The following is a 25970-nucleotide window of genomic DNA, read 5'->3' as shown; positions in this document are numbered from 1 at the left end:
AAGACCCCGAACGAAGACCTGCGGGAAACCCCCGCACGAAGCTCGCGCACGAAGATCACGCACCACCCGCAGGACCCCGCACCGCCCTCGCCCGCCCGCCCCAGCCGACCGTCCCTTCGAACCGCTCCCCGTCCGCGCCTGGCACTTCCCCACCGAGGACTCCATGCGTCTGCGCAGCAGCTCGATCCGCGCGAAGATCATCGCGCTGCTCCTGGTGCCCATCGTCGCGCTCACCGCCCTGTGGGTGTACGCGACGCTCGCCACCACCGGAGACGTCTGGAGCCAGTTGGCGGTCAGCAGTACGTACAAGGAGTTCGGCAAGCCGGTCGACCAGTACGCCTACGACCTGCAGAACGAGCGCCGCGCCGCCGTCCAGCGGCTGGCCGATCCGACCTCGCCGGCCGCCCGGGACGCCTTCGAGCGGGCCCAGGCCCTCACCGACCGGGACCTCGCGGTGCTGCGGGACAAGAAGACCGGTGACGGCGGCAAGCTCGACGCGGCGCAGCGCGGCCGGTACCTGCAGATCCTCGCGGCCGCCGACCAGCTGCCCCCGCTGCGCAGCCAGATCAGCCGCTCCTCGCTCAACTGGGAGTTCGCGCTCGGCCAGTACAGCGACCTCGTCAAGCCCACCTTCGGCTTCCGGTCCGCCTTCGTCGCCCGGCAGAGCGGCCAGCTGCCGCGCCAGGGAACGATCCTGATCGAGCTGGCCCGTGCCCGCGAGTACCTCTCCCAGGAGGACGCGGCCATGGAGGGCCTGTCCACCGCCACCGGCCGGCCCACCGCCGAGCAGTACCAGGTCGCGTTGGACGCCCTGCACAACCAGCAGGCCCTGTTCACCGTCTACATCATCGAGCTCGACCCGGTCGACCAGAGCGACTACATCGCGCTGCGCGGCGGCGAGGCCTGGGCGGCCCTGTCCCGGGCCGAGGCCGACTTCGTGGGCGCCGGCGGGCCGGAGCGGGTGGTCCAGGCGATCAACGGCGACTCCTGGCGGGAGACCGCCGACCGGGCGCTGGGCGACCTCGCCGCGATCAACACCCGGCTGGCGGGCGCGATCGGCGACCGCGAGCGCTCGTACGCGATCGGGCTGCTCTGGCGCGGCGGCATCGCCGGCGCGATCGGCCTGGTCGCCGTGGTGCTGTCGGTGATGATCTCCTACCGAATAGGCCGGGGCCTGGCCCGCGAGCTGATCGGCCTGCGCAACGCCGCCAACGAGCTGGCCGGCACCCGGCTGCCCTCGGTGATGCTGCGGCTGCGCCGGGGCGAGGCGGTGGACGTCACGACCGAGGCGCCGGAACTGCAGTTCGGCCCGGCCGAGATCGGCCAGGTCGGGCGGGCGATCAACGCCGTGCAGCGGGCCGCCGTCGAGGCCGCCGTCGAGCAGGCCGAGCTGCGGCGCGGCGTCTCGGCCGTCTTCGTCAACCTGGCCCGCCGCAGCCAGGTGCTGCTGCACCGCCAGCTGACGCTGCTGGACACGATGGAGCGCCGCACCGAGGACCCGGCGGAGCTGGAGGACCTCTTCAAGGTCGACCACCTCACCACCCGCATGCGCCGTCACGCCGAGGGCCTGATCATCCTGGCGGGCGGGTCCCCGGGGCGGGCCTGGCGCAAGCCGGTCCGGATGGTGGACGTGGTCCGCGCCGCCGTCGGCGAGGTGGAGGACTACGCCCGGGTGATCGTCCGGCCGTTCCCCGGCACCGGGCTGCTCGGCAGCGCGGTCGCGGACGTCACCCACCTGATCGCCGAGCTGGTCGAGAACGCCGCGGTGTACTCCCCGCCGAGCACCCAGGTGACCGTCCAGGGCGAGGTGGTGGCGCACGGCTTCGCGCTGGAGATCGACGACCGGGGGCTCGGGCTGAGCGAACAGGCGCTCGCCGAGATCAACGAGCGGCTCACGGTGGAGCAGGAGTTCGACCTCGCCGACACCGACCGGCTGGGCCTCTTCGTGGTCAGCCGGCTGGCCCGACGGCACGGCATCCGGGTCCACCTGCGGCCGTCCCCGTACGGGGGGACGACCGCGGTGGTGCTGATCCCGCGTGAACTGCTGGCGGACGCCTCGGACGGGCCGGCCGCCGCGGCGCCGCCCGGCCGGCGTGCGGTGCCGGCCCGGCAGGGCGAGCGCGACCTGGTCGTGGTGCCCGCGCCGGCCGGCGAGGGCGGCGGCGCCGGCGCGAACGGCGCGGCCGAGGGCGGTGCCCGGTCCGACCGCCCCCGGGCCGGCGGGACGGCGTCCGACCAGGGCGGACGGCACCGGGGGAGCGGCGGCCCGCGTCCGTCGGCGCCCGAGACGGCCCGTACCCCGGGCGGTCTGCCGCGGCGGGCCCGGAACCGGAGCGGGCCGACGCTGGTCACGGCGTCGTCCGACGAGGAGGTGCGGGGCTCCGGCCGCCACCGCCGGGAGGGCGTGACCGCGTCCGAGGGTGTCGAGGGCGGCCCGCAGGACGTCGGCGCCCTCGGCCGGGACGGCGCTGCCGCGGGCCGTGAGCGGGTCGAGCCGCGGTCCGTCGAACCGCTGGCCGCCTCGTCGCCGACCGCCTCGTCGCCGACCGTCGAGCCGCGGTCCGCCGAGCGGGCGGGCGCCGACCGGCCCGGCCCGCTGCCGCGCCGCGTCCGGCAGGCCAGCCTCGCGCCCCAGCTCCGGGAGCGCGCCGTCCAGGAGCCCGAGCGGCTCGCCGCCGACAGCCTCCGCGAACGCTCGCCGGAGGAGGCGCGGGCGACGTTCGCCTCCTTCCAGCGCGGCTTCACCCGGGGTCGTGGGCCGGCCGCCCCGGTCCCGCCCGCCCGGCCCGTCGCCGTGCCCGCCTGGCAGCCGCCGGACCCGACCCGTCGCGCGATCAGCCCGGCGCCGGCCCCCGCGGCGCTGCCCGCCCCGCCCCCCGGCGACCGGGCCCCGCTCGCCCGCCGGGTCCCGGCCGGACCGCTCGCACCGCTCGCACCGCGCGCCGCACAGACAGCACCCTCGGCACCGTCATCACCCTCAGCACCGTCATCATCGGCAGTACCGGCACCACCCGCACCACCCGCTCCAGCGGAAGGAAGAGATTCATGACCACTTCGACGCAGTCGGCCGGGGACCTCAACTGGCTTCTCGACGATCTCGTGGGGCGCGTCGCGGCCCTGCGGCACGCGGTGATCCTGTCCAGCGACGGGCTGGCCACCGGGGCCTCCCGCGACCTCGACCGGGAGGACGCCGAGCACCTGGCCGCCGTCGCGGCCGGCTTCCACAGTCTGGCCAAGGGCGCCGGCGGGCACTTCAAGGTCGGCGGCGTCCGCCAGACCATGGTCGAGCTGGACGAGGCCTTCCTCTTCATCACCGCGGCCGGCGACGGCAGTTGCCTGGCGGTGCTGAGCGAGGCCGAGGCCGACATCGGCCAGATCGCCTACGAGATGGCCCTGCTGGTGAAGCGGGTCGGCGAGCACATGGCCGCCGAGCCGCGAACCGAAGCCGCCCCGCCGGGGAGATGAGCGGCCCGATGGCGGAGGAGGAGCCGGAGCTGGAGCAGGACGACCCGGTCGGGGACGATTCCGAGGTCGACCTGTTCCAGCCGCGCACCCCGGTCGACGACCGCTGGTTCGACGACGACGCCGGCCCGGTGGTGCGGCTGTACTCGATGACCCGGGGTCGCACCCGGCCGGTCGAGGACGGCCTGTTCGACCTGATCTCGCTGATCACCGCCGCCGACCCCGGGCCGCAGGCCGGGGCGGTGCCCGCGCACGTGCTCGACCCGGAGCACCAGACCATCCTGGCCTGGTGCCGCCGCGAGCCGCTGTCCGTCGCCGAGCTGGGCTCCTACACCGACCTGCCGGTCAGTGTGGTCCGTGTGCTGCTCGGCGACCTGTACGACGCCGAGCTGATCAGCGTCACCCGACCCGTTCCGCTCGCCGAGCTGCCGGACGAGCGCCTGCTGCGAGACGTGATCAATGGACTCCGTGCGCTCTGACCACCACGAGAACTACGCCGTCGGCGCCACGGCCGACGATCCGCGCTGGCGCGGTGGGCCGGCGGTCGCGGTGAAGATCCTGGTGGCGGGCGGCTTCGGCGCGGGCAAGACCACGCTGGTCGGCTCGGTCAGCGAGATCCGCCCCCTGCGCACCGAGGAGGAACTGAGCGAACTCGGCCGCCCGGTGGACGACACCGAGGGGGTGGAGAACAAGCGGACCACCACGGTGGCGATGGACTTCGGCCGGATCGACCTGCGCCCCGGGCTGGCGCTCTACCTTTTCGGCACTCCCGGCCAGGACCGGTTCTGGTTCGTCTGGGACGAGTTGGCGCGCGGCGCGCTCGGCGCGGTGGTGATCGCCGACACCCGCCGGCTGGCGGACTGCTTCCCCTCGGTGGACTTCTTCGAGCAGCGCGGCATCCCCTTCGTGGTGGCCGTGAACTGTTTCGACGGCACCGAGGTGTTCGCGCCGGAGGAGGTCCGGGACGCGCTCGACCTGGACCCGGGGATCCCGGTCCTGCTCTGCGACGCCCGCCGGCGCGAGGACGGCAAGGACCTGCTGGTCGCCCTGGTCGAGCACGCCGCCGGGCGGGGCCGGGGGGTTCCGGCGCGGGCCTGACCGGGGGCCTGCGGGGACGGGCGTCCACCGGGGCGTCCACCCGTGCGTCTCACCCGGGCGTCCGCATGCCGGACGGCTGTCGCTCGGGAGGTTGCCTTGACCCGGTCCGGCGTGGAAGGCTCTGTGAACGAAGGCCGCCCGGCCCTGCCGTCGGGGTGCCTCGGGGTACACCGGAGCGCCGCGCGAACCGTCGCGGCGCACCACGACGCACGGCTGTCCGCGGCCGTGTCCAGGGACCAGGGGGAGGGCAGCACAGTGACCGTCGACCGCCGTCGTGCCGCCGTCGCGCCCACTCCGGTCACGCCGGCCCTGACGATCCGCCGGTACATCGACCACGCGCTGATCTGCAGCGCCTGCTGTCGGTGACGGATCGGCCCGTCCCCCGGTAATCCGACGGACCTGCTGGCTCGACCTGCCTTCCCCGGCTGCCGCGCCCTGTCCTGACGATCCGTCAATTCGTCGACCCGGTCGTGCCGGACGCCCTGTCCGGTGCTTCGCCGGTGGTCCGGTACCGCTTCGCGGAGAGCACCAGTGAACCTCGCCTGCCCCACTTCCACCCCCGCCGCCGGCGGGTCCGACGGTGTGTCGGGAGCCCCGCGCCGAGTGCGGTGCAACGATCCGTTCACATGGTTCAATAGGCGCATGAGCAACGTCGTGGACAGCAGCCGAGGTCACCTCGACCTTGAGCCGTTCTGGCCGTCCCGGCAGCCGCACCTGTTCGACCAGACGTGTCCGGGTTCGCCCAGCGCGTCCCGGCTCTCCGCCCGCTGACCTCGGTTCAGCCCCCGGCAGTACGCCCGGTCGACGCGCAGACGACTCCACCCCGTCCGTCACGCGCGAAATGAGCGGCACCATGTCTTCTTCCTCCACGGCCACCCTTCCCCTCCCCACCGCGACCCCGCACCTGCGCGCGGTCCGCTCCCTCCCCTCGACGGCCGAGCGATGGCACGGCGGGGCGCTCCCGCAGCACCCCGCCGCACCCCAGCACCAGACGGCTCCGCAGCACCCGGCCGCCGGTCAGGCTCCGGCGCAGTTCCCGACGCACAACCCGGTGGCGCCGCACGCCCCGGCCGCGCAGCCGCCGCAGGCCCTGCTCGCCGCGCTGCCGGAGGGGGCCGCCGTCGTCGCCGCGCTCCCGCAGGGTGCGCTGCCGCAGGCGCTGCTCGCCCAGTACGGCGCGCAGTTCGGGGCCTCGGCCGGTCACCCGATGGTCGGCTACCTGGTGCTGGTGCCCGCCGAGAACGGCGCATCGTTCGGTGCGGCCGTTCCCGCGGCCGCCGTCCAGGCCGCCCAGACCGTCCAGGGCGGCCAGAACCTCCAGGGCGGGTCGGTGCCGAACGCGCCGTTCCACGCCGGGCAGCCCCAGGACCGTAGCCAGGCCCAGGCGGCCGCCCCGGCCGTCGGCCGTCCGATCCGGCCGTCCGCTCACGGCATCGCCGTCGACGTCGAGCGCCGCAACGCCTATGTCGACGGGCGGCTGCTCGACCTCACCTACCTGGAGTTCGAGCTGCTGGCGCACCTGACCGAGCACCCGCAGCGGGTGCACACCCGCGACCACCTGGTCTCCGCCGTCTGGGGCTACGGCCACGTCGGTGACGGCCGCACGGTGGACGTTCACGTGGCGCGCCTGCGCCGCAAGCTCGGTGCGGCCTACCGCGACAGCATCGTGACGGTCCGCCGGGTCGGCTACAAGTACACCCCGGTGGCGTGAACCGCCGCTGATTCCTGCGCCACGGGCCGGGCGTTCCTTCGAACGCCCGGCCCGTCGTGCTTTCCTGACGATGCGTCAGGCGCGCTGGTCGGGCGGCAGCAGGAGGACGGCGAGCGCGGCCGCGCAGGTCCGGGCATGTCCGAGGAACCAGTCCAGCCGGTCGTCGGTCAGGTGCGCCGGTGTCGAGCGGACGGCCAGGGCGAACCTGGCCTGCTCGGCGCCGTCCAGGACCGGGACGGCCACCGTACGGACCCCGGTGGCCGATTCGCCGTCGTTGAGCGCATGACCGGCGGCCCGGACCTTGGACAACTCGTCCGCCAGCCGGTCCGGTTCGGTGATGGTCCGCTCGGTGAACGGCAGCAGCGGGCCGATCGCCGCCGACTGCGAGTCACCGGAGCGGGGCCAGGCCAGCAGGACCTTGCCCAGGGCCGTCGAGTGCAGCGGTCGCCTGAGCCCGAGTCCGGTGTCCGGGCGGACGGAGGCGCCGACCAGGATGACCGCGTGCGGTCCGCTGCGGATCGCCAGATCGGCGGTGGCGCCGGTGCGTTTGGCGAGCAGGTCGAGTTCGGGTGCGGCCAGATGCAGGCCCCGCTGGTGGAAGCTGAGTTGGCCGAGTTCGGCGACGGCCGGGCCGAGCCGGTACCGGGCGGTCTGCTCGTCCTGCTCCAGGAAGCCGGCGCTGACCAGGGTACGGGCCAGGCGGTGCGCGGTGGAGACCGAGAGGTCCATCCGGCGGGCCAGGTCCGAGGCGCTCAGGTCGGGACCGTTGTCGTGGAAACAGTGCAGGAGCCCGAGCGCCCGCTGGACGGCCTGCGCACCGGCCGGCGGGCTCTGGACGGCGGTGGCGGCCTCGGCCATGACACCTCGCGTTCGGTCCGGCGCCCCGGCGGGTCCACCGGAGTCGGTTCCAGACTATGGCAGCGGGTGCTGTGGAATTGTGTCAGCGACGTTGCAATGGGATGGCATTGATGAACAAGTGATCCCACCATGTGGCAAAGGCTTGCTTCGCGCTCCTCCGTCGTGGAACGCTCGGCACAGCGCACCGGGCGGCCCCGTCCGGCGCCCGAGTTGACGCCCGGACCACCCAACCGGCAGGAAGGAGCAGCGCCGTGACGACACACCGGTGCCCCGCCCCCTGCGCCTGTTGTCGCTGACCCTGCCGAGACGCCAGAGCCGGCCGGAACGCCACCCACGCCCGACCCCTTCCCGCCCGTCCCGGTGCCTCCGCGGGCCGCCGAACCGGCTGCGCCGCGGCCCGGCCGGCCCCCGCTCCGCCCCCGCCCTGCTCCGCCCCGCAGCTCACCGTCCCGACCGCGCCCCGACCGACCACGTCCGGTGTCGCGCCCCGCCGCACCCGTGCACCCACCCAGCCGCAGAGGACCCGCCACCGTGCCCAGCCACGCCCGTTCCGCCGCCGCCGAGACGGCACCCGCCGCCCCGGACACCCTCTGGTTCACCCGCTGCCCCGTGCCCACCGCCACCGGAATCGCCGCCGATCAGGGCCGGTTCGCCCGGGAGTTCGCCGCCGACGGCATCACCGTCCGCTCGCTCCAGGACGCCCCGCCCGAGGTGGCCGCCGACCACCACTACACCCACGCCCTCACCGGACTGTTCCGCGAGGGCGGCAACGTGCCCGCGCTCTGGGCCCGTTCGCGCGGCGAGCAGACCCGGCTGATCGGCCTCACCTGGATCGAGGAGCGCCAGGTCGTCCTGGTCCGGGCCGGCAGCGGCATCACCTCACCCGGGCAGCTGCGCGGCCTGCGCCTGGCCGTCCCACGCCATGGGATCGGTATCGACTTCTGGCGGGCGATGGCGCTGGCCGGCCTGCACGGAGCCCTCGCCCCGACCGGACTCACGCTGGAGGACGCCGAGTTGGTGGACGTCCCGGCCGCCCCCGGGGGCGGGCAGTGGACCGCCGAGCTGGCCGCCCTGCGTGACGGTCTCGTGGACGCGGTCTACGTCAAGGGCGCCCTGGCCGTCGAGGCGGCCCGCCGGTTCGGCGCCGAGGTCGCGATCGAGCTGGACACCGCGCCGGACCGCCGCACCCGGGTCAACAACGGCACTCCGCGCCCGGTCACCGTCCACCAGCGGCTGCTGGACGACCACCCGGACCTGGTGGTCCGCTTCCTGGCCGTGCTGCTGGAGGCCGCCGACTGGGCCGCCGAGAACCCCGGCGAGGTGGCCCGGATCCTGCGGGCCGAGACCGGCGCCGGCGCCGAGGGCGTCGCCGGGGCGTACGCGGCGGGCAGCCACCGCACCCTGCACCTCGATCTCTCGGAGGAGCGCCTCGGTCTGCTGGAGCAGCAGGAGCGGTTCCTGCACCGGCACGGGTTCCTGGCCGCACCCGTCGACGTCCGCGGCTGGGCGGACCCCGAACCGCTGCGCGCCGCCCGCGCCCTGCTCGCCGACCGCCGCCGCACGGTCGAACCGGGCTGACCCCGCGGCCTGCCCCCGTACCCGGCTCGGCCCGGAGCCCGTCCCGCCCCGCAGCCGGACCAGGCCCGCAGCCGACCCCGCCCCCGTAGCCCGGCCCGACCGGCACAGCCGCCCCTGACCGGCTGTCCGTCCGTTGCCCCTCGCCGCCCCCGACCCCCCTGCCGATCCCCTGGAGTTGACCGTGAAGACCCCTCGCCTCGCCCTCGCCGCCACCGCGCTGCTCGCCTCCACCGCTCTGGCCGCCTGCGGCTCCTCCACCGGCGGGGCCGAGGCCTCCGCCGACGGGGGAGGCAAGGCCGAGGTGGTGCTGCGCCTGCCCGACCCCGGCAACAGCGGCTTCCTCGCCCTCGGGAAGAAGGACGGCTCGCTCGACAAGGCCCTCGCGGCCGTCCACGCCAAGGTCGCCTGGACGGGCAGCGCCGGTCCGTTCGCCCCCGCCGCCCAGGCGCTCTCCGCCGACCAGCTCGACGTCGCCCAGGGGTCGATCACCTCGGCCGTCGCCGCGCTGGCCCAGAAGCCCGGTTTCAAGCTGTTCGCCCAGACGGCGCCGGACGGCGTGGGCGAGGGCATCCTGGTGAAGAACGACTCGCCCATCAAGTCCGTCCAGGACCTGGCCGGTCGCAAGGTCGCCGTCAGCCAGGGCGGCACCAGCGAGTACCTGCTGCTCAAGGCACTGGAGAAGAACGGCGTCCCGGCCGACAAGGTCGAACGCGTCTACCTGCGAGCCGACCAGACCTCGGGTGTCTTCAACTCCGGCCAGGTGGACGCCTGGGCGACGTGGAACACCTTCTCCACCCCGTCGATCGCCAACTCCGGCGCGCACTTCCTGGTCAACGGCAAGGAGGTCGGTTCCGACAACTACGCGGTCTGGGCGGTGCGCAACGGCTTCGCCGAGAAGTACCCGGCGGTGGTCAAGGCCTTCTACGCCTACCTGCACGAGGGGGGACTGAAGGAGAAGGCCGACCCGGCCGGCTACCTCAACGTCTTCACCGACTCCGGTCCGACCGCCGTCACCCCCGCCGAGAAGGAGATCGCGGTCGCGGTCACCCGGCAGAGCGCCGCCGCCGACGTCATCGCCGAGGCCGACACCGCCCGGTTCGGCACGGTGGCCCAGTTCTTCGCCGACCAGAAGGTCACCAAGCAGCTGGTCGACGTCAAGCCGTACCTGATCGACATCAGCACGTTCGCGGACGGCACCAAGTGAGCACCGTGACCGAGACCACCGCCACCACCGCCACCACCGAGACCCCCGCCACCACCGCCACCTCCGCCACCACCGAGACCACCGCCACCGCCACGCCCGGGCCGGCCGGGACCGACGCGCCGGCCACCGCGGCCGACGACGGCACCGCGGCCGCCCTCGAAGCGGGCCTGGTCGCCCCGCGCACCCGGCTGCCCGCGCCCCGCCGCCGCCCCGTCGCGGTCCTGCTGCGCACCCTCGGCCCGCTCGCCCTGCTCGGCGGCTGGGCGCTGGCCTCCGCCACCGGTGCGCTCACCCAGGACGTGCTGGCCTCGCCCGCCCAGGTCGCCGACGCGGTCGGCGAGCTCTGGGGCAACGGCCAGCTGGCCGACGCGCTGACCGTCTCGCTCACCCGGGCCGGGCTCGGTCTGCTCTTCGGGGCCGGCGTCGGCCTGGTGCTCGGCGTCGTCACCGGGTTCTTCCGGCTGGGCGAGGAGCTGCTCGACTCCGCGGTGCAGGTCCTGCGCACCGTGCCGTTCCTCGCCCTGGTGCCGCTCTTCATGGTCTGGTTCGGCATCACCGAGACCGCGAAGATCGCCCTGATCGGGGTCGCGACCAGCTTCCCGATGTACGTCTCCACCTCCGGGGGCGTGCGCAACACCGACCGCAAGCTGATCGAGGCGATGCGCAGCTTCGGCCTCGGCCGCTGGGCGATCGTCCGCACCGTCGTCCTGCCCGGTGCGCTGCCCTCGCTGCTGTCCGGGTTGCGGCTCTCCATGACGCTCAGCGTGATCGCGCTGATCGCCGCCGAGGAGATCAACTCCACCGAGGGCATCGGCTATCTGATGGCCCAGGCGCAGAACTTCTCGCGTACCGACATCCTCGCCGTCTGCATCCTGATCTACGGGCTGCTCGGCCTCACGGCGGACGGCGTCGTCCGCCTCCTGGAGCGCTTTCTGATGCCCTGGCGCAAGGCCACCCAAGGAGCGGGCCGATGAGCACCGCCGCCGTTCCCACCGCCGTCCCCACGGCCGCCCCCACCCCGGGCGGGGTCGACCTCGGTGCCCCCGCGGTCCACCTGCGCGGTCTGCGCCGGGTGTTCGGCACCCGGGCCGTCCTCGACGGGGTCGATCTGTCCATCGCCCGGGGCGAGTTCGTCGCCCTGCTCGGCGCCAGCGGCACCGGCAAGACCACCCTGCTGCGGATCCTCGGCGCTCTGGACAAGGCCGACGCCGGCACGGTGCTCGTCCCGCCGGTCCGTACCGTGGTCTTCCAGGAGCCCCGGCTGGTCCCGTCCAAGCGGGTGCTCGCCAACGTCACGGTCGGCCTGCCCCGGGGCGCGGCGACCCGGGAGACCGCCCTGCGGGCGCTCGCCGAGGTGGGGTTGGAGAAGCACGCCGACGCCTGGCCGGCCACCCTCTCCGGTGGCGAGGCGCAGCGGGCGGCGCTCGCCCGCGCGCTGGTTCGGGAGCCCCAACTGCTCCTCCTGGACGAACCGTTCGCCGCTTTGGACGCACTCACCCGACTGCGCATGCAGGACTTGGTCGGCGACCTCGTCCGGCGCCACCGGCCGGCCGTCCTGCTGGTCACCCACGATGTGGAGGAGGCCGTCCGGCTCGCCGACCGCGTCGCCGTCCTGCGCGACGGCAGGCTCGTCCGTGACGAGCGGGTCGCCGTCGACCGCCCCCGGGACCCGGCCGACCCGGCCTTCGCCGACCTGCGCCGCCGCCTGCTCGCCGACCTCGGCGTCCACTGACACCCGTCGTCCGTCCGCCGGCCGCGCCGTTCCCTCTCAGCCGTCCCCGCAAGTCCCCCCGCAAGTCCCCCCGCAAGTCCCCCCGCAAGTCCCCCTCCGCACAAGTCCCCCCGCACGCCCCCGCAAGCCCAACGGAGATCCCCATGGCCATCACCCTCGGCGTCCACGCCAGCAACCCCTCGCTCTACTACCTCTCCCGCCTGGCCTACCTGGACGAGGAGCTGGCTCCGCTCGGTGAGACCGGTGCCTTCCACCACTACGCCGACGGCACCCGCACGGGCGCCCTGCTCGCGGACGGCACCATCGACTTCGGCGGCACCGGCTCCACCCCGCCGGTCACCGCCCAGGCCGCGGGGCACGACCTGGTGTACGCGGTGGTCTCCGCGCCCCGCCCCGACCACGGCGCGCTCCTGGTGCTCGCCGACGGGCCGGTGACGTCCGTCGCCGACCTCAAGGGCGGCACCGTCGTGCTGGGCATCGGGTCCTGGCAGACCCACCTGCTGGCCAAGGCGCTGCACGCCGAGGGTCTCTCCTACGCGACCGACATCACCCCGGTCCGGCCGGCCGCGGACGAGGACCAGGGCCGGCGCCTGCGCGACGGCGAGATCCTCGGCTGGATCGCCCAGGGCGCCGAACTGGCCGCCGCCCGCCGGAGCGGGCAGTTCCGCGAGCTGATCCGCACCGGTGACGTCATCACCGACCGCTCGGTGTTCTTCACCCGCCGGGACGTCGCCACCGAGCGCCCGGAGCTGATCGCCGCGATCAGCGTCGCGCTGCGCCGGGCGGACGCCTGGGTGGCCGCCCACCCGGCCGAGGCGGCCGCGATCGCCGCCGCCGACCTCGGGGGTGCGGTCGAGGACTGGCAGCAGGCGCTGGCCGCGCTGCCGTGGCGGCTGGAGCCCGCCACCGCCGCGTTCGTCGCCGAGCAGCAGGAGGCCGCCGACATCTTCCACGGCGTCGGCTTCATCGACCGCGCGCTGACCGTCGCCGACGCCCACCTGCCCGCGCTGGAGGCCCCGGTGGCCGCCGCACTCGCCAAGGCGGTCTGACCCGATGGCCTCCGAAGTCCTCTGGTACATCATCCCGCGCGAAGGTCACTACCCGTGGGAGCCGGCCGGCCGCCGTCCGGTCGACCTCCGCTACCTCCAGCAACTCGCGGGGAGCGTCGAGCGGTTGGGCTACACCGGCGCGCTGCTGGCGACCGACCTCTACGACGTCTGGGACCTCGGCAACGCGCTGGCCGCCGCCACCACCCCGGCGTTCAAGCCGCTGCTGGCCGTCCACCCCGGGCTGATCTCGCCCACCCTGCTGGCGAAGATGGCACTCAGCTTCGACCATCTGCACGGCGGCCGGCTGCGGTTCAACGTGGTCAACGGCTCCACCGCGCAGCTGCGCGAGTACGGTCTGGACGTCGAGCACGACGACCGGTACCGGCTCAGCGCCGAGTACTGGTCGATCGTCAGGCGGCTCACCTCGGGCGAAGTCTTCGACCACAAGGGTGAGTTCTACGATCTCAAGAACGCCGGCGCGAGCCTGCGCGAGCTCACTCCCGTCCAGCCGGGCGGCATCCCGCTCTGGTTCGGCGGCAGCTCGGCGGCCGGCATCGAGATGGCCGCCGAGCACGTGGACGTCTACCTCACCTGGGGCGAGCCGCCGCAGCAGCTCAAGGAGAAGCTGGACCTGGTCCGCGAGCGCGCGGCCGCCCACGGTCGCACCCTGCGGATCGGTCTGCGGCTGCACCTGATCGTCCGCGACACCGAGGACGAGGCCTGGGCCGCCGCCGACCGGCTGCTCGACGTCACCAGTGAGGCCACCTACGCCCGCCAACTCGGCGGGGCCACGAGCGAGGACGGCGTCGGCTGGCAGCGCCAGTTCCGCCAGCACGGCGGCAAAGTCCCGGCTCGGGCAAGAGAGTTGGAGAGCTACCCGAACCTCTGGCCCGGTATGAGCCTGTTCCGGCCCGGTCCCGGCACGGCGGTGGTCGGCTCGACCGCCCAGGTGGTCGAGCGCCTCCAGGAGTTCGAGTCGCTCGGCGTGGACACCTTCATCCTCTCCGGCAATCCGCTGCTGGAGGAGGCCCACCGGGTCGCCGAGACGGTGCTACCCGCGCTCGGGGTCGGCCGCCGCTAGCGGAACGGGAAAGGACCCCGGCAGGAGCGGGAACGGCAGCGGCGAGGTCAGTGCCAGCTGCCGGGCGAAGCGCGCCAGAGCGCGCAGGAGGATCGTCCGCACGGGGACTCCCGGGTCTCGAAGGACGTGTGCGGACGGTACAACGCCCGAAGCCCCGGCAGGTCACGCCCGAAGCCCCGGCAGGTCACGCGGTGCGCACCGAGAAGGCCAGGTGCGTGCCGCACGGCCCGCCGGGGCCGGCCGGCTCAGCTGCTGAGCGCGTCGATCTCCGCCAACTCCTCGGCGGTCAGCGGGCCGCCGTTCAGCGCGTCGATGTTCTGGTCGAGCTGGGCGACGCTGCTCGCGCCGATGATCACCGAGGTGACCCGCTCGTCACGCAGCACCCAGGAGAGCGCCAGCTGGGCGAGGGTCTGCCCGCGCCGCTCCGCGACCTTGGCGAGGGAGCGGAGCTGCTCCAGCTTCGGGCCGGTCAGCGCCTCCTCCTTCAGGAACCGACCGACCGACATCCGCGACCCGGCCGGCACCTCGCCGGACAGGTAACGGTCCGTCAGCAAGCCCTGGGCGAGCGGGGAGTAGGCGATCAGACTGGTCCTGGTCTCGCCCACCGCGTCCAGTACCCCCTCCTCCACGGAGCGGTTGAGGATCGAGTAGGCCGACTGGTTCAGCAGGACCGGGGTGCCCAGCTCGCGCAGGATCGCCACGGCCTCCCGGTGCTGCTCCGCCGGGTAGTTGGAGATCCCCGCGTACAGGGCCCGGCCCGAGCGCACCGCCGTGTCCAGCGCGCCCATCGTCTCCTCCAGCGGAGTGTCCGGGTCGTGGCGGTGGGAGTAGAACACGTCCACGTAGTCCAGGCCCATCCGGCCCAGCGACTGGTCCAGGCTGGCCAGCAGGTACTTGCGGCTGCCGCCGTCGCCGTACGGGCCGGGCCACATGTCCCAGCCCGCCTTGCTCGCGATGAACATCTCGTCCCGGTACGGGCGGAAGTCCTGCGCGAAGAGGTAGCCGAAGTTGCGTTCGGCGCTGCCGTACGGCGGGCCGTAGTTGTTCGCCAGGTCGAAGTGGGTGATGCCCCGGTCGAAGGCGCGGCGCAGGACGGACCGCTGCACCTCCAGCGGCTGGCTGTCCCCGAAGTTGTGCCACAGGCCCAGCGAGACGGCGGGCAGCTGGACGCCACTGCGGCCGGCCCGGCGGTAGGTCATCGAGGCATAGCGGTCATCCGCGGCGAGGTACGTCATGCCGGACATCCTGCCAGGACTACCGCCCCGATCAAGCTCTTGCCCCGCTCCTGACCGGTGCATATGCTCGCGGTTGATCGTGTGTGCGCGAGCCGAAGGGGAGCCGATATGACCATCCGCGCCGCTCTCCCGCGCTGTTGTCGCCCCGTCGACGGCTCCAGCTGACACCACCGCCGCGCCGGTCGCGCGCGGTGCCGCCCCGCGGTCGTCTCCGTGCGGGCGTCTCCGTGCGGGCGTGACGGAGCCCGGGTGCGCCGCCGTCGTGTCGGGGGTGCCCGGTCCTCCGTGGCGCCGGATCCCCGCCGAAGCGCGTGAGCCGAGGTGCGGCCGGTCCGCTCGGCTCCGTCGGCCGTGCCCGGTCCTCGTCGGCCTCGGCCGGCCCCCGGTCGTCCCGCGTGCCCTCCCGCAGATCCTCCTGCGGTTGCCCGTAGTTCCCCGCCGAACGCCGGCGCGCCGCGCCGAGCGATCACCGAGCGCCCCCAAGGAGACCGCCATGCGGTTCACCGTCTCGTCCCTCGTCGCCAACGGCCCCGACCCCGTCACCGGCGTGCTGCGCACCCCGTACGAGAAGCTGCACAACGTCATCGACCAGGCCGTCACGGCCGAACAGCTCGGTTACGACGGCTACGGGGTGGGGGAGCGGCACGGTGAACCGTTCCTCTCCCCGGCCCCGCCCGTGCTGCTCAGCGCGATCGCCGCCCGCACCTCCACGATCCGGCTCTTCACCACCGTGACGGTGCTCAGCATCCTGGACCCGGTGCGGGTCGCCGAGGACTACGCGGTGCTCGACCAACTCTCCGGCGGACGCCTCGAACTGATCATCGGCAAGGGCAACGATCCGCGCCACTTCGACCTGTTCGGACTGCCGGAGGAGCGCCAGTGGGACGCGCTGGCCGAGAACTACGCGCTGCTGCGCCGGCTCTGGCGGGAGGAGAAGGTCAGCTGGGAGGGCAGCACCCGGCCGCCGCTCCGGGGGGTCACCACCTCGCCGCGCCCGTTCCAGGCCCCGATCCCGGTCTGGCACGGCAGTGCGACCAGCGAACAGTCCACCGACCTGGCGGCCCGCTTCGGGGATCCGCTGTTCTCCGCCAACTCCTTCCACCCGCTGGCCAAGTACAAGGCGCTGGTCGACCACTACCGCGAGCGCTGGGAGCACTACGGCCGTGACCCGAAGGACGCCCGGATCGGGACGAGCTTCGGCGGGCTGTTCCTCGCGAAGCGCTCGCAGGACGCCGTCGAGGGCTTCCGCCCGTACTGGAACGCGCTGTTCGACTCCGCGGCCGGCAAGCACAACAACTCGCCGTTCCAGTCGCTGGAGGACGCCCTGGAGCGGGGGTCGGCGCTGGTCGGCAGTCCGGAGCAGGTGATCGAGAAGATCCACCGCTATCACGAGGCGTTCGGCAACGAGGTGGTCGGGATCGGTGTGGACGCGCTCACCGAGGACGCGCAGCACGAGCAACTGGAGCTGTTCGCCGCCGAGGTGGCCCCGGTGATCCGGCGTGCGCTGCCCTGACCGCCGAGCCGGCGGCCCGCACCGCACCGCGTCACACCGCACCGCGTCGCCCGGTCCGGCTGTCGCGTGACACCGTCGCGTGACGCGCGCCACGGTCGCGGGGCGCGTGTGGCCGGGTGCGCCGGGGGACGGTGATCACGAGGGGCCGTGGACCGTCGGGGGGCGGCCCACGGCCCACCGTCGTCTCCGCGCTCCCGCCGATCTTCTGTACCTACTGGTATGTACAGCTGTCCGTACCAGTAGGTACAGTGGCCGCATGGCAACCCAGGACCGCCTCATCGAGAGCACCCAGGAACTCCTCTGGGACCGCGGCTACGTCGGCACCAGCCCCAAGGCCATCCAGCAACGCGCCGGCGTCGGCCAGGGCAGCATGTACCACCACTTCGCCGGCAAGCCCGACCTCGCCGCCGCCGCGCTGCGTCGCAGCGCCGAGCAGATGCGTGCCGTCGCCGAAGCGGATCTGACCGCCCCCGGTACCGCCTACGACCGGATCGCCCGCTACCTGGGCCGCGAGCGCGACGTGCTGCGCGGCTGCCGGATCGGCCGGATGGCGCAGGACCCGGACGTGGTCGCCGACCCGCAGCTGCGCGCCCCGGTCGAGGAGACCTTCGACTGGCTGCGCGGCCGGCTCGCCGAGGTGATCGCCGCAGGGCAGGCCGCGGGTGAACTCGCCCCGGCCGCCGACCCGGCCGACACCGCCGCCGCGGTGGTCGCCGTCGTCCAGGGCGGCTACGTGCTCGCCCGCGCGGCGGGGACGGCCGAGCCGTTCGACCAGGCCGTCCGGGGCGCCCTCGGGCTGCTCGCCGCCCACCGCACCGGCTGAGACCGCCGGCCCGGTCCCGGCGCGCCCGGCCCCTGCGCGAAGCGCCGTGCGGTGGGGTGTCGTGCCGTGCGGTGCCGTGCCGTGCCGTGCCGTGCTGGAGCGCGGTGCCCGAATGCGCCGTACCCGAAGCCCCCTGCGCGAAGTCCCCTGACCGAAGCCCTCCTGTGAGGACCCCGCCGTGCACGCCATGCAGTACGAGATCACCCTCCCCGCCGACTACGACATGGGGATCATCCACCGGCGGGTCGCCGACAAGGGCCACCTGATCGACGCCTATCCCGGCCTCGGCCTCAAGGCGTACCTGGTCCGCGAGCGCGGCCACGACCGCTCGCCCGTCAACCAGTACGCCCCGTTCTACCTCTGGCGAACCCCCGAAGGCATGAACAGCTTTCTCTGGGGCCCGGGCTTCCGGGGCCTGAGCGCCGACTTCGGCCGCCCGGCGGTCCGGCACTGGCTCGGCGCCGGTCTGCGCCGCGGCTCCGCCACCGGGCCGGTGGCCGCCGCCACCCGTCGGCTCGAACGCATCCCGGAGGGCACCGACCCGGCCGAGGCCGTCGAGGCCGCGCTCGCCGCCCTGCCCGACGACCCGGGGCTGCACACGGCCGCCGTGGCCGTCGACCCCGATCGCTGGGAGTTGCTGCGCGTCGCGCTCCGGACCGGTCCCGCCCCCGAGGCCGACCCGGGTACCCGCTACCGGGTGCTGCACCTCTCCGCCCCCGAACTCGACCGGCTGCCCGCCGGCCGCCACTGGTGAAAGGACGCCCTCCCGCCATGAACCCCGACGACCTCGTCCCCACCCCGTTCGACCGGGCCGCCGGCTACGCGCTGCTCGACGAACTCGCCGGCCCGCAGACCCAGAACGCCACCCTGCGCGGTCTGGACGAGCTGGCGCCCGGCTTCGCCGACTGGATCGTCACCAGCCTCTTCGGCGGCACCTACCAGCGTCCCGGGCTGGCGCCGCGCGACCGCCAGGTGGCCAACCTGGCCGCGCTCACCGCCCTCGGCGGGGTGGAGCCGCAGCTCGCCGACCACGTCCGCAACAGCCTGCGGGTCGGGCTGAGCAGGGCGGAGATCACCGAGGTGCTGGTCCACCTCGCGCCCTACGTCGGCGTGCCCAAGGCCCTGGCCGGTCTGCGGGTGGCCCGGGCCGCCTTCGCCGAGGCGGACGCCGGGAGCCGGGCCGCGTGAGCGCCGCCCGCCCTTCCACCGCCGCCGCCACCACCGGGGGCGGCGTGATCCGCACCGTTCTCGGCGACCTCGACCCGGCCGAATTCGGTGTCTGCGACGCCCACGACCACCTCTTCCTGCGCAGTCCCCGGCTGCCCGGCGAGGAGCTGGACGACCCGGCGGCGGCCGAGCGGGTGCTGCGCGCCTTCGCGGCGGCCGGCGGCCGGGCGCTGGTCCAGTGGACCCCGTACGGGATGGGCCGCGGCGCCTCCGCCCTCGCCGGACTCTCCCGGGCGACCGGGGTCCACCTGGTCGCGGCCACCGGCCTGCACCAGGCCGTCCACTACGAACCGGAGCTGCTCGCCGGGCTGTACGACGGGCTCGCCGAGCTGTTCACCGCCGAGCTGACCACCGGCCTGCGCGACGCGCCGGCCGGCGTCCGGGCCGGGCTGATCAAGGTGGCGGGCGACTACCACGACCTCGGCCCGCACACCCGCCGGGTGATGGCGGCCGCCGCCGAGGCGCACCACGCCACCGGAGCCCCGATCGCCGTCCACCACGAACTGGGGACCGCCGCGCCGGACGTCCTCGACCTGCTCTGCGGGCAGTACGGCGTACCGGCCCACCGGGTGATCCTCGGCCACCTCAACCGCCTGCCCGACCTGCGTCTGCACCGGCACCTCGCCGACTCCGGCGCCTACCTGGCCCTGGACGGTCCCTCCCGGGCTCACCACGCCACCGACCACCACCTGTTCGACACCGTCGCCGCGCTGGTCGAGGCCGGGCACGTCGACCGGCTCCTCCTCGGCGGCGACACCACCACCCGCACCGCCCGGCACAGCCCGGGGCCGACCCACCTGCTCACCTCGGTCGGACCGCGCCTCGACCGCGAGTTCGGCCCCGGTCTGAGCCGGCGGCTCCTCGTCACCAACCCCGCCGAGGCGCTGGCCGTCCCCCGCTCCGCCGCCTGACGCCGGTGGCCCGGCGTCCCGCGTTCGTCGCCCGGCGTTCGTCATCCGGGTGTCCGTCGTCCGGCCCGGGTTCCGCTCAGCCGCCGAGGGCCCGCAGGATCGGTTGGCCCAGCGTGCCGAGCCAGCCCGCCAGGGCGGAGAGCGGCCCGAGCAGTCCGGTGCCGGCCGCGACCAGTGCGCCGGCCGAGGAGAGCAGCCGGGTGATCCGGGTGAGCCGGCCCGCCACCGCCTCGTGGTCCGGCTCCGGCCGGGTGACCTCGTCGTCCAGCGCGTCGAGCTCGGTCCGGACCTCGGGCGCGACCGCCGGCGGCAGCTGCGCCCCATCGACGGCGGTGCGGAGCTCGCCGACCAGCTCGCGCACGTCCCGCCCGTCCGCCGTGAAGTGAACCGACTGGCCGCCCCGGACGGTCTGGTCGCCGGCGACGTTGTTGATCACGCCGCCCTGTTGGTTGCCGATGTTGAAGACCATGGCGGGCCTCCGGTCCGTAGGTCCGGGAGTACGGGGGTGGGCGGGGAATCAGCGCGGTGGCGGCGCCTGCAGCCGCTGGGCCTCCTCCGACTCGAAACGGCGCCGCCGGGAGGTGGCCACGATGTGCAGGACGATGCCGATGACGATCAGCACGCTGCCGATCGCCGCCACGGCGAATCCGATGGCGCCCACCGGCATGCCGCCGATCTCCGGCCCGAGCACATTGGGCACGGTGACGTCGGGGCGGGCGGAGCTGACCGCGTCGTTGGTCTTGGCGATGAAACTGATGATCGCCCAGCCGTAGACCGCGCCGCCGACCACGAAGAGCACGAAGCCCGTCACGACCAAGTGGCGCGCCTTGGTCCGGGTGGCGGCGATCTCGCGGAAGAAGCTCTCCCGCCGGGCCTGCATGACGACGTTGTACTGGTTGCCGGCGACGTTGCTGAGATTGCCGGCCTGCTGCTGTCCCACGTCGAACCGGCGATCCGCCCCGGCCGGCGGCGGCGGGGGCCGGTCCGGCGGGGGCCGTTGCGCCGCGGGGCGCTGCGGCGGCGAGTGGTACCGGGGGGCCTGAGGCGGGACGGGTGGGGCCGGCGGCTGCTGCTGCCGGGGGGCTCCCTGCGGCCCGCGCCCTTCCGCCGGCTCCTGCCGCAGCGGCAGCTCGGCGGTCCGGGTGCTGGCGGTGGGGCCCTGCTGACCGGCGCCGGGGACGGTGGCGGCCTCGTACGGGTCCTCGTAGTGCACCTCGAAGGGCCCGAAGTCCAGGACGTCCCCGGCGTGCACCTCCTGCTGTCCCCGCACCGGCCGGCCGTTCAGCCGGGTGCCGTTGGTGGAGGCCAGGTCCTCGACGCTGGTGTGACCGTCGGACCGCCACACCACGGCATGGCGTCGGCTGACGCCGGGATCGCCGACCCGGATCTGACAGGTGGAGTCCCGGCCGACCAGCATCGGCCGGTCGGCGAGGACGAACACCTGGCCCCGGAGCCGGTCCGGACTGTCGACGACGAGACGGGGTAAGGCCTGCTCTCGTGAAGGTGAGCTCATGGCACGGCCTCCTGCCGGGCGAGCCGCTGAACCACCGGCGGCGGCGCACGGTGCGGCGTCCGTCCGCCGGCTCGGGTGCCCTCCCTTCCAGTAAAGGCCACCGCGGCGCCCCGGGACACCCCCCCGGGGCCGCCGCGCGGGCCCGCCGTCCGGCCCGGGGCGCGAACCCGGGCGCGAACCGGGGTCACATATGGGTGCCGCCGTCGATCCGGATCTCGGTGCCGGTGACGAAGGCGCCGTCGTCCGAGGCCAGCATCGCGATCACGCCGGCCACCGTCTCCGGCCCGGCGAAGCCCTGGCCGAGCGCGGGGGAGAGCTTGGCCAGCAGGCTGAAATCGGCGTCCGAGGGCAGGCCGGGGTTGTTGGTCATACCGCTGTCGATGCTGCCGGGGGCCACACAGACCGCGCGCAGGCCCTGCTTGGCGTACTCCGAGGCGATCGCGTGCGTGAACGACTGGATGCCGCCCTTGGTCGCGGCGTACGCGGCCATGTAGGGGTGGGCGAAGGTCGCGGAGGTGGAGCTGAAGTTGACCACCACGCCCCGGCCGCCGGCGAGCAGCGCCGGGAGCGCTTCGCGGGTCATCAGGAACGTGCCGGTCAGGTTGACCGCGATCAGTTTGTTCCAGAACTCCAGGCTGGTCTCGTGGGTGTGCGAGGAGCGCAGGATCCCGGCCGCGTTGACCAGGACGTCCAGCCCGCCGAGCCCGGCCACCGCCTCGGCCACGCCCGTGCGGACCGCGGCCTCGTTCGCGATGTCCACGACCGACGTGGTCAGTCGGTCCGCGGTGCCGTCGGCGACGGCCCGGTCCAGGGTGGCCTTCAGGCCGTCCTCGTTGACGTCGACCGCGACGACCCGCCCGCCCTCGGCGAGCACCCGGTGCACGGTGGCCTGGCCGATGCCCGAGCCGCCGCCGGTGATCAGGACGTTGCGTCCGCTGAAGCGCTCCATGGTGGTACTCCGTTCGTTCGTGGTCTCGCGACCTCGCCTGACACGGTACGCCGAAGTGGCATAACGTGCCAATAAGTCATGTCATGCCAAGCTGGCACGACAAGACAGGTGGCCTGAGCTGCCACGTCGCTCGATGGAGACCGTTCTGGCGGGCGGCGCCGCTCCGCGTGCTGCGCCACGCGGGCACGCCGTGCCATCCAGGCGCGTGGTGCCACGCGGGCAGGCCGTGCCACCTGGGCCTGCCGTGTCATGTCGGCACGTCACGCCACCCCGGCACAGCACGCCGATCAGGCAGGCTGTGCCATTGGGCCAGGCCCTGCCAAGCGGGCAGGCCCTGCGACCTGGGCCTGCCGTGCCACAGCGGCACGTCACGTCACCCCGGCACGGCACGCCACTTCGACAGATCACGCCACTCCGGCACGCCCCGCCACTCCGACACGCCCCGCCACTTCGGCACGCCGCGCCATCCCGCTCGCCGGTCCGCGTACGCTGGGCCGCGTGACCGGACGTCCCACCCTGAATCAGCGCCGCCGCGACACCACTCGGCTGGAGATCGCCCGTACCGCCGCCGCGCTCTTCGCCGAGCGCGGCGCCGAGGCGACCACGGCCGAGGAGATCGCGTTCGCCTCCGGCATCTCGGTGCGCACCTTCTACCGGTACTTCTCCGTGAAGGAGGACGCCGTCGCCCCGCTGCTGGCGGCCGGTGGCCGGCGCTGGGTGCTGCTCTTCGCGGAGAGTTCGGCCGACCTGCCGGTGCGCGAGGCGCTGGAGCGATCGGCGGTCGAGTCGCTGACGCCCACCGACACCCCGTCCGTCGAGGCCATGCACTGGACGCGCGACCTCCTGCGTGATCCCCGTCTCGACTCGGTCTGGCAGCGGGTGCACGCCGACTCGGAGGAGCGGCTGCGCGCGGTGCTGACCGCCCGCTGCCCCCGGGGCACCGACGAACTGGAGATCCGGCTCGCCGCGGCCGCCGCGACCACCGCCATCCGGGTGGCCCTGGAGGAGTGGGCCTTCTCCGACGCCCCCGCCGCCGGACCGGGCTCACCCCAGGAGTTGGGCGCCCGGTGCATGCGCGAACTCACGGCCGGACTTCGCCTCTGGAGCAGCGTCAGCTGACGCATCCCCAGCTTCCTTCCCCCCTCGTGATGCCATCCGCCGTCGTGCACCCGTCGGGCACCCGCCGTGCACCCGCCGTGCGCCCGTCGGACACCTGCCGGCCGCCTGTCGTCCGCCCAACGGCGGCCCCGCCGTCGGACCGGCCCGCGCTCCCCGCTGGTCGGCGGGTCCGGACGGGCTCGGTGGAGCGCTAGGGTTGTTGATCGCGCCTCGGCGGCGGCTTCCGCGGTGGACGGGGGAACCGGGGCGGCCGTCCCGGGTGTCCCTACAGCGGGGACGAGGGAGTTCGAGGCGTGGGAGCAAGCAGGACATGGGTCTGACGAGCCACAAGGTGTTGGCGCTGACCGTATTGATCGCCGTCGTGGTGACGGCCGCCACGGTCTGGCTCTGGCCGAGACTGGCGAAGAAGTCCTGGCAGGCGGTGCTCGGCCGGATCGGCGCGCTGCTCGCCACCCAGCTCACCGTGCTCGCGGCGCTCGGCCTGGTGGCCAACAACTACTTCGCCTTCTACAGCAGCTGGGACGACCTGCTCGGCACCGGTGACAACGGCCCGGTCGTCATCCAGAACAAGGCGGACGCCTCCGGCCGCCTGCAGGTGGAGACCATCGGGCACGCCTCGGTCAAGGGCGGCGGGGCGCTCGGTCGCGACCCCCGGCAGTCCGGCGAGATCCGCGAGGTCCGCATCGACGGCGCCGCCACCAGGCTCTCCACCGAGGGGTACGTCTATCTGCCGCCGCAGTACTTCCAGCCGGAGTACGCGCAGAAGCAGTTCCCGGCGGTGATCGTGAGCACCGGCTTCCCGGGCATCGCGAAGAACCTGGTGACCCGGCTGAACTACCCGGGCGCGGCGCTCAAGCTGCTCCAGGAGGGTCGGATGCAGCCGACCGTGATGGTGCTGATGCGCCCCTCGCCCGCGCTGCCGCAGGACACCGAGTGCGAGGACATCCCGGGCGGCGCGCAGTCGGAGACGTACTTCACCAAGGACGTCCCGGCCGCGATCCAGGCCACGTACCGGGTCTCCGCCGACCCGCAGGCCTGGGGCTTCATGGGGAACTCGACCGGCGGCTACTGCGCCCTCAAGCTCGCCATGCGTCACCCGGAGGTCTTCCCGACCGCCGTCTCGCTCTCCGGCTACTACCAGGCCGCCGACGACCCGACCACCGGGGACCTCTTCAAGGGAAGCCAGCAGCGCCGCAACGAGGCCGACCTGATGTGGCGGCTGAAGAACCTGCCGCACCCCGGGGTGTCCGTGCTGCTGGCCGGTACCCGGGAGGGCGACGGCGACTACCGGCGGGACACCGAGGCCTTCGTGGCCGCCGCGCACCACCCGATGAAGGTCTCCTACAGCATGATGAAGACCGGCGGCCACAACTTCGAGACGTGGAGCAGGCTGCTGCCGTCCTCGCTGGAGTGGCTCTCCCAGCACCTCAAGGTGCCGGACCACGCCGTTTGACCGGGCAACCGCTCGGCCGGCTCAGGCGGTCGGCCTGAGCCGTCGGCCCGTCCGTCCGTCGGCTCAGGCCACCGGCTCCAGCGTCCCGGTGTGCAGCTCGCCGACCCGGCCGCCCTCGCCCTCGTACGTCCAGAACGCGCGCACCGTGAGCTTGCCGAGGTCCATCACATGGCTGACGGTGATGCCGCTCTGCTCGGTCCAGCTGACGAAGTACAGTTCGGGCCCGATCTCGGCGATGTGCAGCGCCACGTCCTCCCACTGGCCCGCCGACTCGCCGAGGCCCTCCCAGCGCAGCCGCTTGCCGTCGGGCGAGTAGGCGTTGCGGAAGGCCGCGCCGTTGTCGACCTGGAAGAGGTAGGTGCGGCCGGCGAAGGCGGGCAGGGGCGCGGTCATGGCGGGACGGGTCCTCGTCTCTTGTCTGTGCGGTACGGCTGAACCCCCAACCTATCGGACCGGCCGACCTTCGCGGCGAACTTGCGGGCACCCCGCCACGGGGCCCGACGCCACGGGGCCGGACGCCACGCGGTCCGGCGGTCGGGTGTGGCACCGGCACATCGGCGCCCCGGCGGTCCGGCCGTACGGTGCCGGCACCGGCCCACCGGCCCACCGGCCCACCGGCCCACCGGCCCACCGGCCCACCGGCCCACCGGGACGCGGGCCCGGTCCTGCCCGCGCCCGACCAGGGAGCCGCCGATGCCCTGCCGCACCGTCCGCACCGAGAACCCCGGCGTCGCCCGACGCCCCCGCCCGGCCCGCCCCCGCCCGGCCCGCCCCCGCCCGGTCCGCCCCCGGTGGTCCGCCCGCCGCCGTCACCGCCGTCCTGACCACCCTGCTCACCGTCGCCGCGCTGCTCCTCGGCGCACCACCGGCCACAGCGAGAGCCACCACTCCCACCGCCGCCGCCGCGCCCCCGGACACCGCCGCCCCCGCCCTGGAGGCGAGCTTCCCGGCCCCCGGCAACGGCTGGGCCAAGGTCGAGCGCTACCTCGACACCACGCCCGGCTTCCGTGCCGAGCAGTACCCGCCCGACGGTCGCGGCGACCGGGACGGTGCCCGCCTCACCTGGTTCGGCGGAGTCCCCCGGCCGTACTCCGGCCGCTTCCTGCTGTACTCCGCCGCCGGCTGGGACGCCGGCACCCGGGCGACCCCCGTGCTGCTCGTCCACGGTGCCAACGACAACGCCGACCGCGCCTGGGCCGCCCCCGACGCAGGGGGCGGCTGCGGTGCCGCCGGGGCGTCGGCCTGCCCGTCCACCGGGCTCGCCCAGTACCTGGCCGCCGACGGCCACCGGGTGTTCGCGATCGACTTCGCCCACAAGCAGGGCGACAACCTTCTCCAGGCACAGGCCGTGGGCGGCAGTCGCCGGTGCCGCCAACTGATCAACTCCACCGCCCACTTGATCAACTCGACGGTGCTCCACTGTGAGCTGCGCGACAACATCCCCTCCGGAGTTG

The 25970-nt window shown here is 74.2% G+C and carries 25 protein-coding genes; 19 read left to right on the top strand and 6 right to left on the bottom strand.

Annotation, left to right across the window (positions count from 1 at the left end; all coding sequences use genetic code 11):
• Positions 1 to 163 precede the first annotated feature (163 nt).
• The 6 genes from ACFXHB_RS01775 (at position 164) to ACFXHB_RS01750 (ending at position 6271) form a co-directional block, all read left to right on the top strand.
• Positions 164 to 3049 carry a nitrate- and nitrite sensing domain-containing protein gene (locus tag ACFXHB_RS01775; protein ID WP_380571313.1) on the top strand — a complete coding sequence of 962 codons (2886 nt, stop codon included), beginning with the start codon at positions 164 to 166 and terminating at the stop codon, positions 3047 to 3049.
• A complete protein-coding gene (locus tag ACFXHB_RS01770) occupies positions 3046 to 3465 on the top strand; it encodes a roadblock/LC7 domain-containing protein (RefSeq protein WP_380571312.1) in 420 nt (139 codons plus the stop codon). Before ACFXHB_RS01775 ends, ACFXHB_RS01770 begins: the two co-directional genes overlap by 4 nt.
• Positions 3466 to 3473: 8 nt before the next feature.
• The gene (locus ACFXHB_RS01765) at positions 3474 to 3941 is read left to right on the top strand and encodes a DUF742 domain-containing protein (RefSeq protein WP_380571311.1); all 468 of its coding nucleotides are present in this window, start codon (positions 3474 to 3476) and stop codon (positions 3939 to 3941) included.
• A 70-nt stretch (positions 3942 to 4011) separates the two neighbouring features.
• Entirely contained in the window at positions 4012 to 4560 is a 549-nt protein-coding gene (locus ACFXHB_RS01760; RefSeq protein WP_380571438.1) for an ATP/GTP-binding protein, read from the top strand.
• 642 nt (positions 4561 to 5202) lie between these two features.
• The gene (locus ACFXHB_RS01755; RefSeq protein ID WP_360632088.1) at positions 5203 to 5331 is read left to right on the top strand and encodes a hypothetical protein; all 129 of its coding nucleotides are present in this window, start codon (positions 5203 to 5205) and stop codon (positions 5329 to 5331) included.
• An 82-nt stretch (positions 5332 to 5413) separates the two neighbouring features.
• The gene (locus tag ACFXHB_RS01750; RefSeq protein WP_380571310.1) at positions 5414 to 6271 is read left to right on the top strand and encodes a winged helix-turn-helix domain-containing protein; all 858 of its coding nucleotides are present in this window, start codon (positions 5414 to 5416) and stop codon (positions 6269 to 6271) included.
• Positions 6272 to 6346: 75 nt separating this feature from the next.
• Here the strand turns inward: ACFXHB_RS01750 and ACFXHB_RS01745 are convergent, their stop codons facing one another.
• The gene (locus ACFXHB_RS01745; protein WP_380571309.1) at positions 6347 to 7129 is read right to left on the bottom strand and encodes an IclR family transcriptional regulator; all 783 of its coding nucleotides are present in this window, start codon (positions 7127 to 7129) and stop codon (positions 6347 to 6349) included.
• Positions 7130 to 7660: 531 nt separating this feature from the next.
• Between ACFXHB_RS01745 and ACFXHB_RS01740 the strand changes: the two genes are divergently transcribed.
• From ACFXHB_RS01740 to ACFXHB_RS01715, 6 genes are all read left to right on the top strand, one after another.
• A complete protein-coding gene (locus tag ACFXHB_RS01740; RefSeq protein ID WP_380571308.1) occupies positions 7661 to 8707 on the top strand; it encodes an ABC transporter substrate-binding protein in 1047 nt (348 codons plus the stop codon).
• Between the two features lie 175 nt (positions 8708 to 8882).
• Positions 8883 to 9911 (top strand): NrtA/SsuA/CpmA family ABC transporter substrate-binding protein, encoded by a 1029-nt coding sequence (locus ACFXHB_RS01735; RefSeq protein WP_380571307.1) that lies wholly within the window; start codon positions 8883 to 8885, stop codon positions 9909 to 9911.
• Positions 9912 to 10078: 167 nt separating this feature from the next.
• Complete coding sequence (locus ACFXHB_RS01730) at positions 10079 to 10885, top strand: ABC transporter permease (protein WP_380571437.1); 807 nt, start codon at positions 10079 to 10081, stop codon at positions 10883 to 10885.
• Entirely contained in the window at positions 10882 to 11643 is a 762-nt protein-coding gene (locus tag ACFXHB_RS01725) for an ABC transporter ATP-binding protein (RefSeq protein WP_380571306.1), read from the top strand. Before ACFXHB_RS01730 ends, ACFXHB_RS01725 begins: the two co-directional genes overlap by 4 nt.
• Before the next feature lie 143 nt (positions 11644 to 11786).
• Positions 11787 to 12692: an ABC transporter substrate-binding protein gene (locus ACFXHB_RS01720; protein WP_380571305.1), complete on the top strand. Its 906-nt coding sequence runs from the start codon at positions 11787 to 11789 to the stop codon at positions 12690 to 12692.
• Positions 12693 to 12696: 4 nt separating this feature from the next.
• On the top strand, positions 12697 to 13773 hold the full coding sequence (locus ACFXHB_RS01715) for an LLM class flavin-dependent oxidoreductase (RefSeq protein ID WP_380571304.1): 1077 nt from the start codon (positions 12697 to 12699) through the stop codon (positions 13771 to 13773).
• 245 nt (positions 13774 to 14018) lie between these two features.
• Here ACFXHB_RS01715 and ACFXHB_RS01710 read toward each other — a convergent pair whose 3' ends face one another.
• Positions 14019 to 15008: an aldo/keto reductase gene (locus ACFXHB_RS01710; RefSeq protein WP_380571303.1), complete on the bottom strand. Its 990-nt coding sequence runs from the start codon at positions 15006 to 15008 to the stop codon at positions 14019 to 14021.
• Positions 15009 to 15501: 493 nt separating this feature from the next.
• On the opposite strand from ACFXHB_RS01710, the gene ACFXHB_RS01705 reads away from it, so the two are divergent.
• The 5 genes from ACFXHB_RS01705 to ACFXHB_RS01685 all read left to right on the top strand — a co-directional run bounded on the left by ACFXHB_RS01705 (position 15502) and on the right by ACFXHB_RS01685 (position 19482).
• On the top strand, positions 15502 to 16521 hold the full coding sequence (locus ACFXHB_RS01705) for an LLM class flavin-dependent oxidoreductase (RefSeq protein WP_380571302.1): 1020 nt from the start codon (positions 15502 to 15504) through the stop codon (positions 16519 to 16521).
• 256 nt (positions 16522 to 16777) lie between these two features.
• Positions 16778 to 17344, top strand: a complete 567-nt coding sequence (locus ACFXHB_RS01700) for a TetR/AcrR family transcriptional regulator (protein ID WP_380571301.1) — start codon at positions 16778 to 16780, stop codon at positions 17342 to 17344.
• Between the two features lie 178 nt (positions 17345 to 17522).
• Positions 17523 to 18098 carry a DUF4865 family protein gene (locus tag ACFXHB_RS01695; RefSeq protein WP_380571300.1) on the top strand — a complete coding sequence of 192 codons (576 nt, stop codon included), beginning with the start codon at positions 17523 to 17525 and terminating at the stop codon, positions 18096 to 18098.
• Between the two features lie 17 nt (positions 18099 to 18115).
• Complete coding sequence (locus ACFXHB_RS01690; protein WP_380571299.1) at positions 18116 to 18532, top strand: carboxymuconolactone decarboxylase family protein; 417 nt, start codon at positions 18116 to 18118, stop codon at positions 18530 to 18532.
• Positions 18529 to 19482 (top strand): phosphotriesterase, encoded by a 954-nt coding sequence (locus ACFXHB_RS01685; RefSeq protein ID WP_380571298.1) that lies wholly within the window; start codon positions 18529 to 18531, stop codon positions 19480 to 19482. The genes ACFXHB_RS01690 and ACFXHB_RS01685 overlap by 4 nt, the downstream gene beginning before the upstream one ends.
• Positions 19483 to 19558: 76 nt before the next feature.
• On the opposite strand, the gene ACFXHB_RS01680 is transcribed toward ACFXHB_RS01685, so the two are convergent.
• The 3 genes from ACFXHB_RS01680 to ACFXHB_RS01670 form a co-directional block, all read right to left on the bottom strand.
• Positions 19559 to 19951: a hypothetical protein gene (locus ACFXHB_RS01680; RefSeq protein ID WP_380571297.1), complete on the bottom strand. Its 393-nt coding sequence runs from the start codon at positions 19949 to 19951 to the stop codon at positions 19559 to 19561.
• Positions 19952 to 19999: 48 nt separating this feature from the next.
• Positions 20000 to 20995 carry an FHA domain-containing protein gene (locus tag ACFXHB_RS01675; protein ID WP_380571296.1) on the bottom strand — a complete coding sequence of 332 codons (996 nt, stop codon included), beginning with the start codon at positions 20993 to 20995 and terminating at the stop codon, positions 20000 to 20002.
• A gap of 184 nt (positions 20996 to 21179) precedes the next feature.
• Entirely contained in the window at positions 21180 to 21944 is a 765-nt protein-coding gene (locus ACFXHB_RS01670; protein ID WP_380571295.1) for an SDR family NAD(P)-dependent oxidoreductase, read from the bottom strand.
• A gap of 498 nt (positions 21945 to 22442) precedes the next feature.
• Between ACFXHB_RS01670 and ACFXHB_RS01665 the strand changes: the two genes are divergently transcribed.
• Complete coding sequence (locus tag ACFXHB_RS01665; RefSeq protein ID WP_380571294.1) at positions 22443 to 23063, top strand: TetR family transcriptional regulator; 621 nt, start codon at positions 22443 to 22445, stop codon at positions 23061 to 23063.
• Positions 23064 to 23373: 310 nt separating this feature from the next.
• The gene (locus tag ACFXHB_RS01660) at positions 23374 to 24516 is read left to right on the top strand and encodes an alpha/beta hydrolase (protein WP_380571293.1); all 1143 of its coding nucleotides are present in this window, start codon (positions 23374 to 23376) and stop codon (positions 24514 to 24516) included.
• 63 nt (positions 24517 to 24579) lie between these two features.
• Here the strand turns inward: ACFXHB_RS01660 and ACFXHB_RS01655 are convergent, their stop codons facing one another.
• A complete protein-coding gene (locus tag ACFXHB_RS01655) occupies positions 24580 to 24909 on the bottom strand; it encodes a hypothetical protein (RefSeq protein WP_360639011.1) in 330 nt (109 codons plus the stop codon).
• Positions 24910 to 25970: the final 1061 nt, after the last annotated feature.

Origin of the sequence: Kitasatospora sp. NPDC059327, assembly GCF_042752535.1 — a bacterium.
Taxonomy (GTDB): Bacteria; Actinomycetota; Actinomycetes; order Streptomycetales; family Streptomycetaceae; genus Kitasatospora.
This window is presented reverse-complemented; position numbering and strand designations above follow the sequence as displayed.

Bases quoted from the DNA above. Each gene is read 5' to 3' on its own strand.
- ACFXHB_RS01775 (WP_380571313.1), top strand. From the start codon at position 164: ATGCGTCTGCGCAGCAGCTCGATCCGCGCGAAGATCATCGCGCTGCTC.
- ACFXHB_RS01770 (WP_380571312.1), top strand. From the start codon at position 3,046: ATGACCACTTCGACGCAGTCGGCCGGGGACCTCAACTGGCTTCTCGAC.
- ACFXHB_RS01765 (WP_380571311.1), top strand. From the start codon at position 3,474: ATGGCGGAGGAGGAGCCGGAGCTGGAGCAGGACGACCCGGTCGGGGAC.
- ACFXHB_RS01755 (WP_360632088.1), top strand. From the start codon at position 5,203: ATGAGCAACGTCGTGGACAGCAGCCGAGGTCACCTCGACCTTGAGCCG.
- ACFXHB_RS01750 (WP_380571310.1), top strand. From the start codon at position 5,414: ATGTCTTCTTCCTCCACGGCCACCCTTCCCCTCCCCACCGCGACCCCG.
- ACFXHB_RS01745 (WP_380571309.1), bottom strand. From the start codon at position 7,129: ATGGCCGAGGCCGCCACCGCCGTCCAGAGCCCGCCGGCCGGTGCGCAG.
- ACFXHB_RS01725 (WP_380571306.1), top strand. From the start codon at position 10,882: ATGAGCACCGCCGCCGTTCCCACCGCCGTCCCCACGGCCGCCCCCACC.
- ACFXHB_RS01720 (WP_380571305.1), top strand. From the start codon at position 11,787: ATGGCCATCACCCTCGGCGTCCACGCCAGCAACCCCTCGCTCTACTAC.
- ACFXHB_RS01715 (WP_380571304.1), top strand. From the start codon at position 12,697: ATGGCCTCCGAAGTCCTCTGGTACATCATCCCGCGCGAAGGTCACTAC.
- ACFXHB_RS01710 (WP_380571303.1), bottom strand. From the start codon at position 15,008: ATGACGTACCTCGCCGCGGATGACCGCTATGCCTCGATGACCTACCGC.
- ACFXHB_RS01705 (WP_380571302.1), top strand. From the start codon at position 15,502: ATGCGGTTCACCGTCTCGTCCCTCGTCGCCAACGGCCCCGACCCCGTC.
- ACFXHB_RS01700 (WP_380571301.1), top strand. From the start codon at position 16,778: ATGGCAACCCAGGACCGCCTCATCGAGAGCACCCAGGAACTCCTCTGG.
- ACFXHB_RS01690 (WP_380571299.1), top strand. From the start codon at position 18,116: ATGAACCCCGACGACCTCGTCCCCACCCCGTTCGACCGGGCCGCCGGC.
- ACFXHB_RS01680 (WP_380571297.1), bottom strand. From the start codon at position 19,951: ATGGTCTTCAACATCGGCAACCAACAGGGCGGCGTGATCAACAACGTC.
- ACFXHB_RS01675 (WP_380571296.1), bottom strand. From the start codon at position 20,995: ATGAGCTCACCTTCACGAGAGCAGGCCTTACCCCGTCTCGTCGTCGAC.
- ACFXHB_RS01670 (WP_380571295.1), bottom strand. From the start codon at position 21,944: ATGGAGCGCTTCAGCGGACGCAACGTCCTGATCACCGGCGGCGGCTCG.
- ACFXHB_RS01660 (WP_380571293.1), top strand. From the start codon at position 23,374: ATGGGTCTGACGAGCCACAAGGTGTTGGCGCTGACCGTATTGATCGCC.
- ACFXHB_RS01655 (WP_360639011.1), bottom strand. From the start codon at position 24,909: ATGACCGCGCCCCTGCCCGCCTTCGCCGGCCGCACCTACCTCTTCCAG.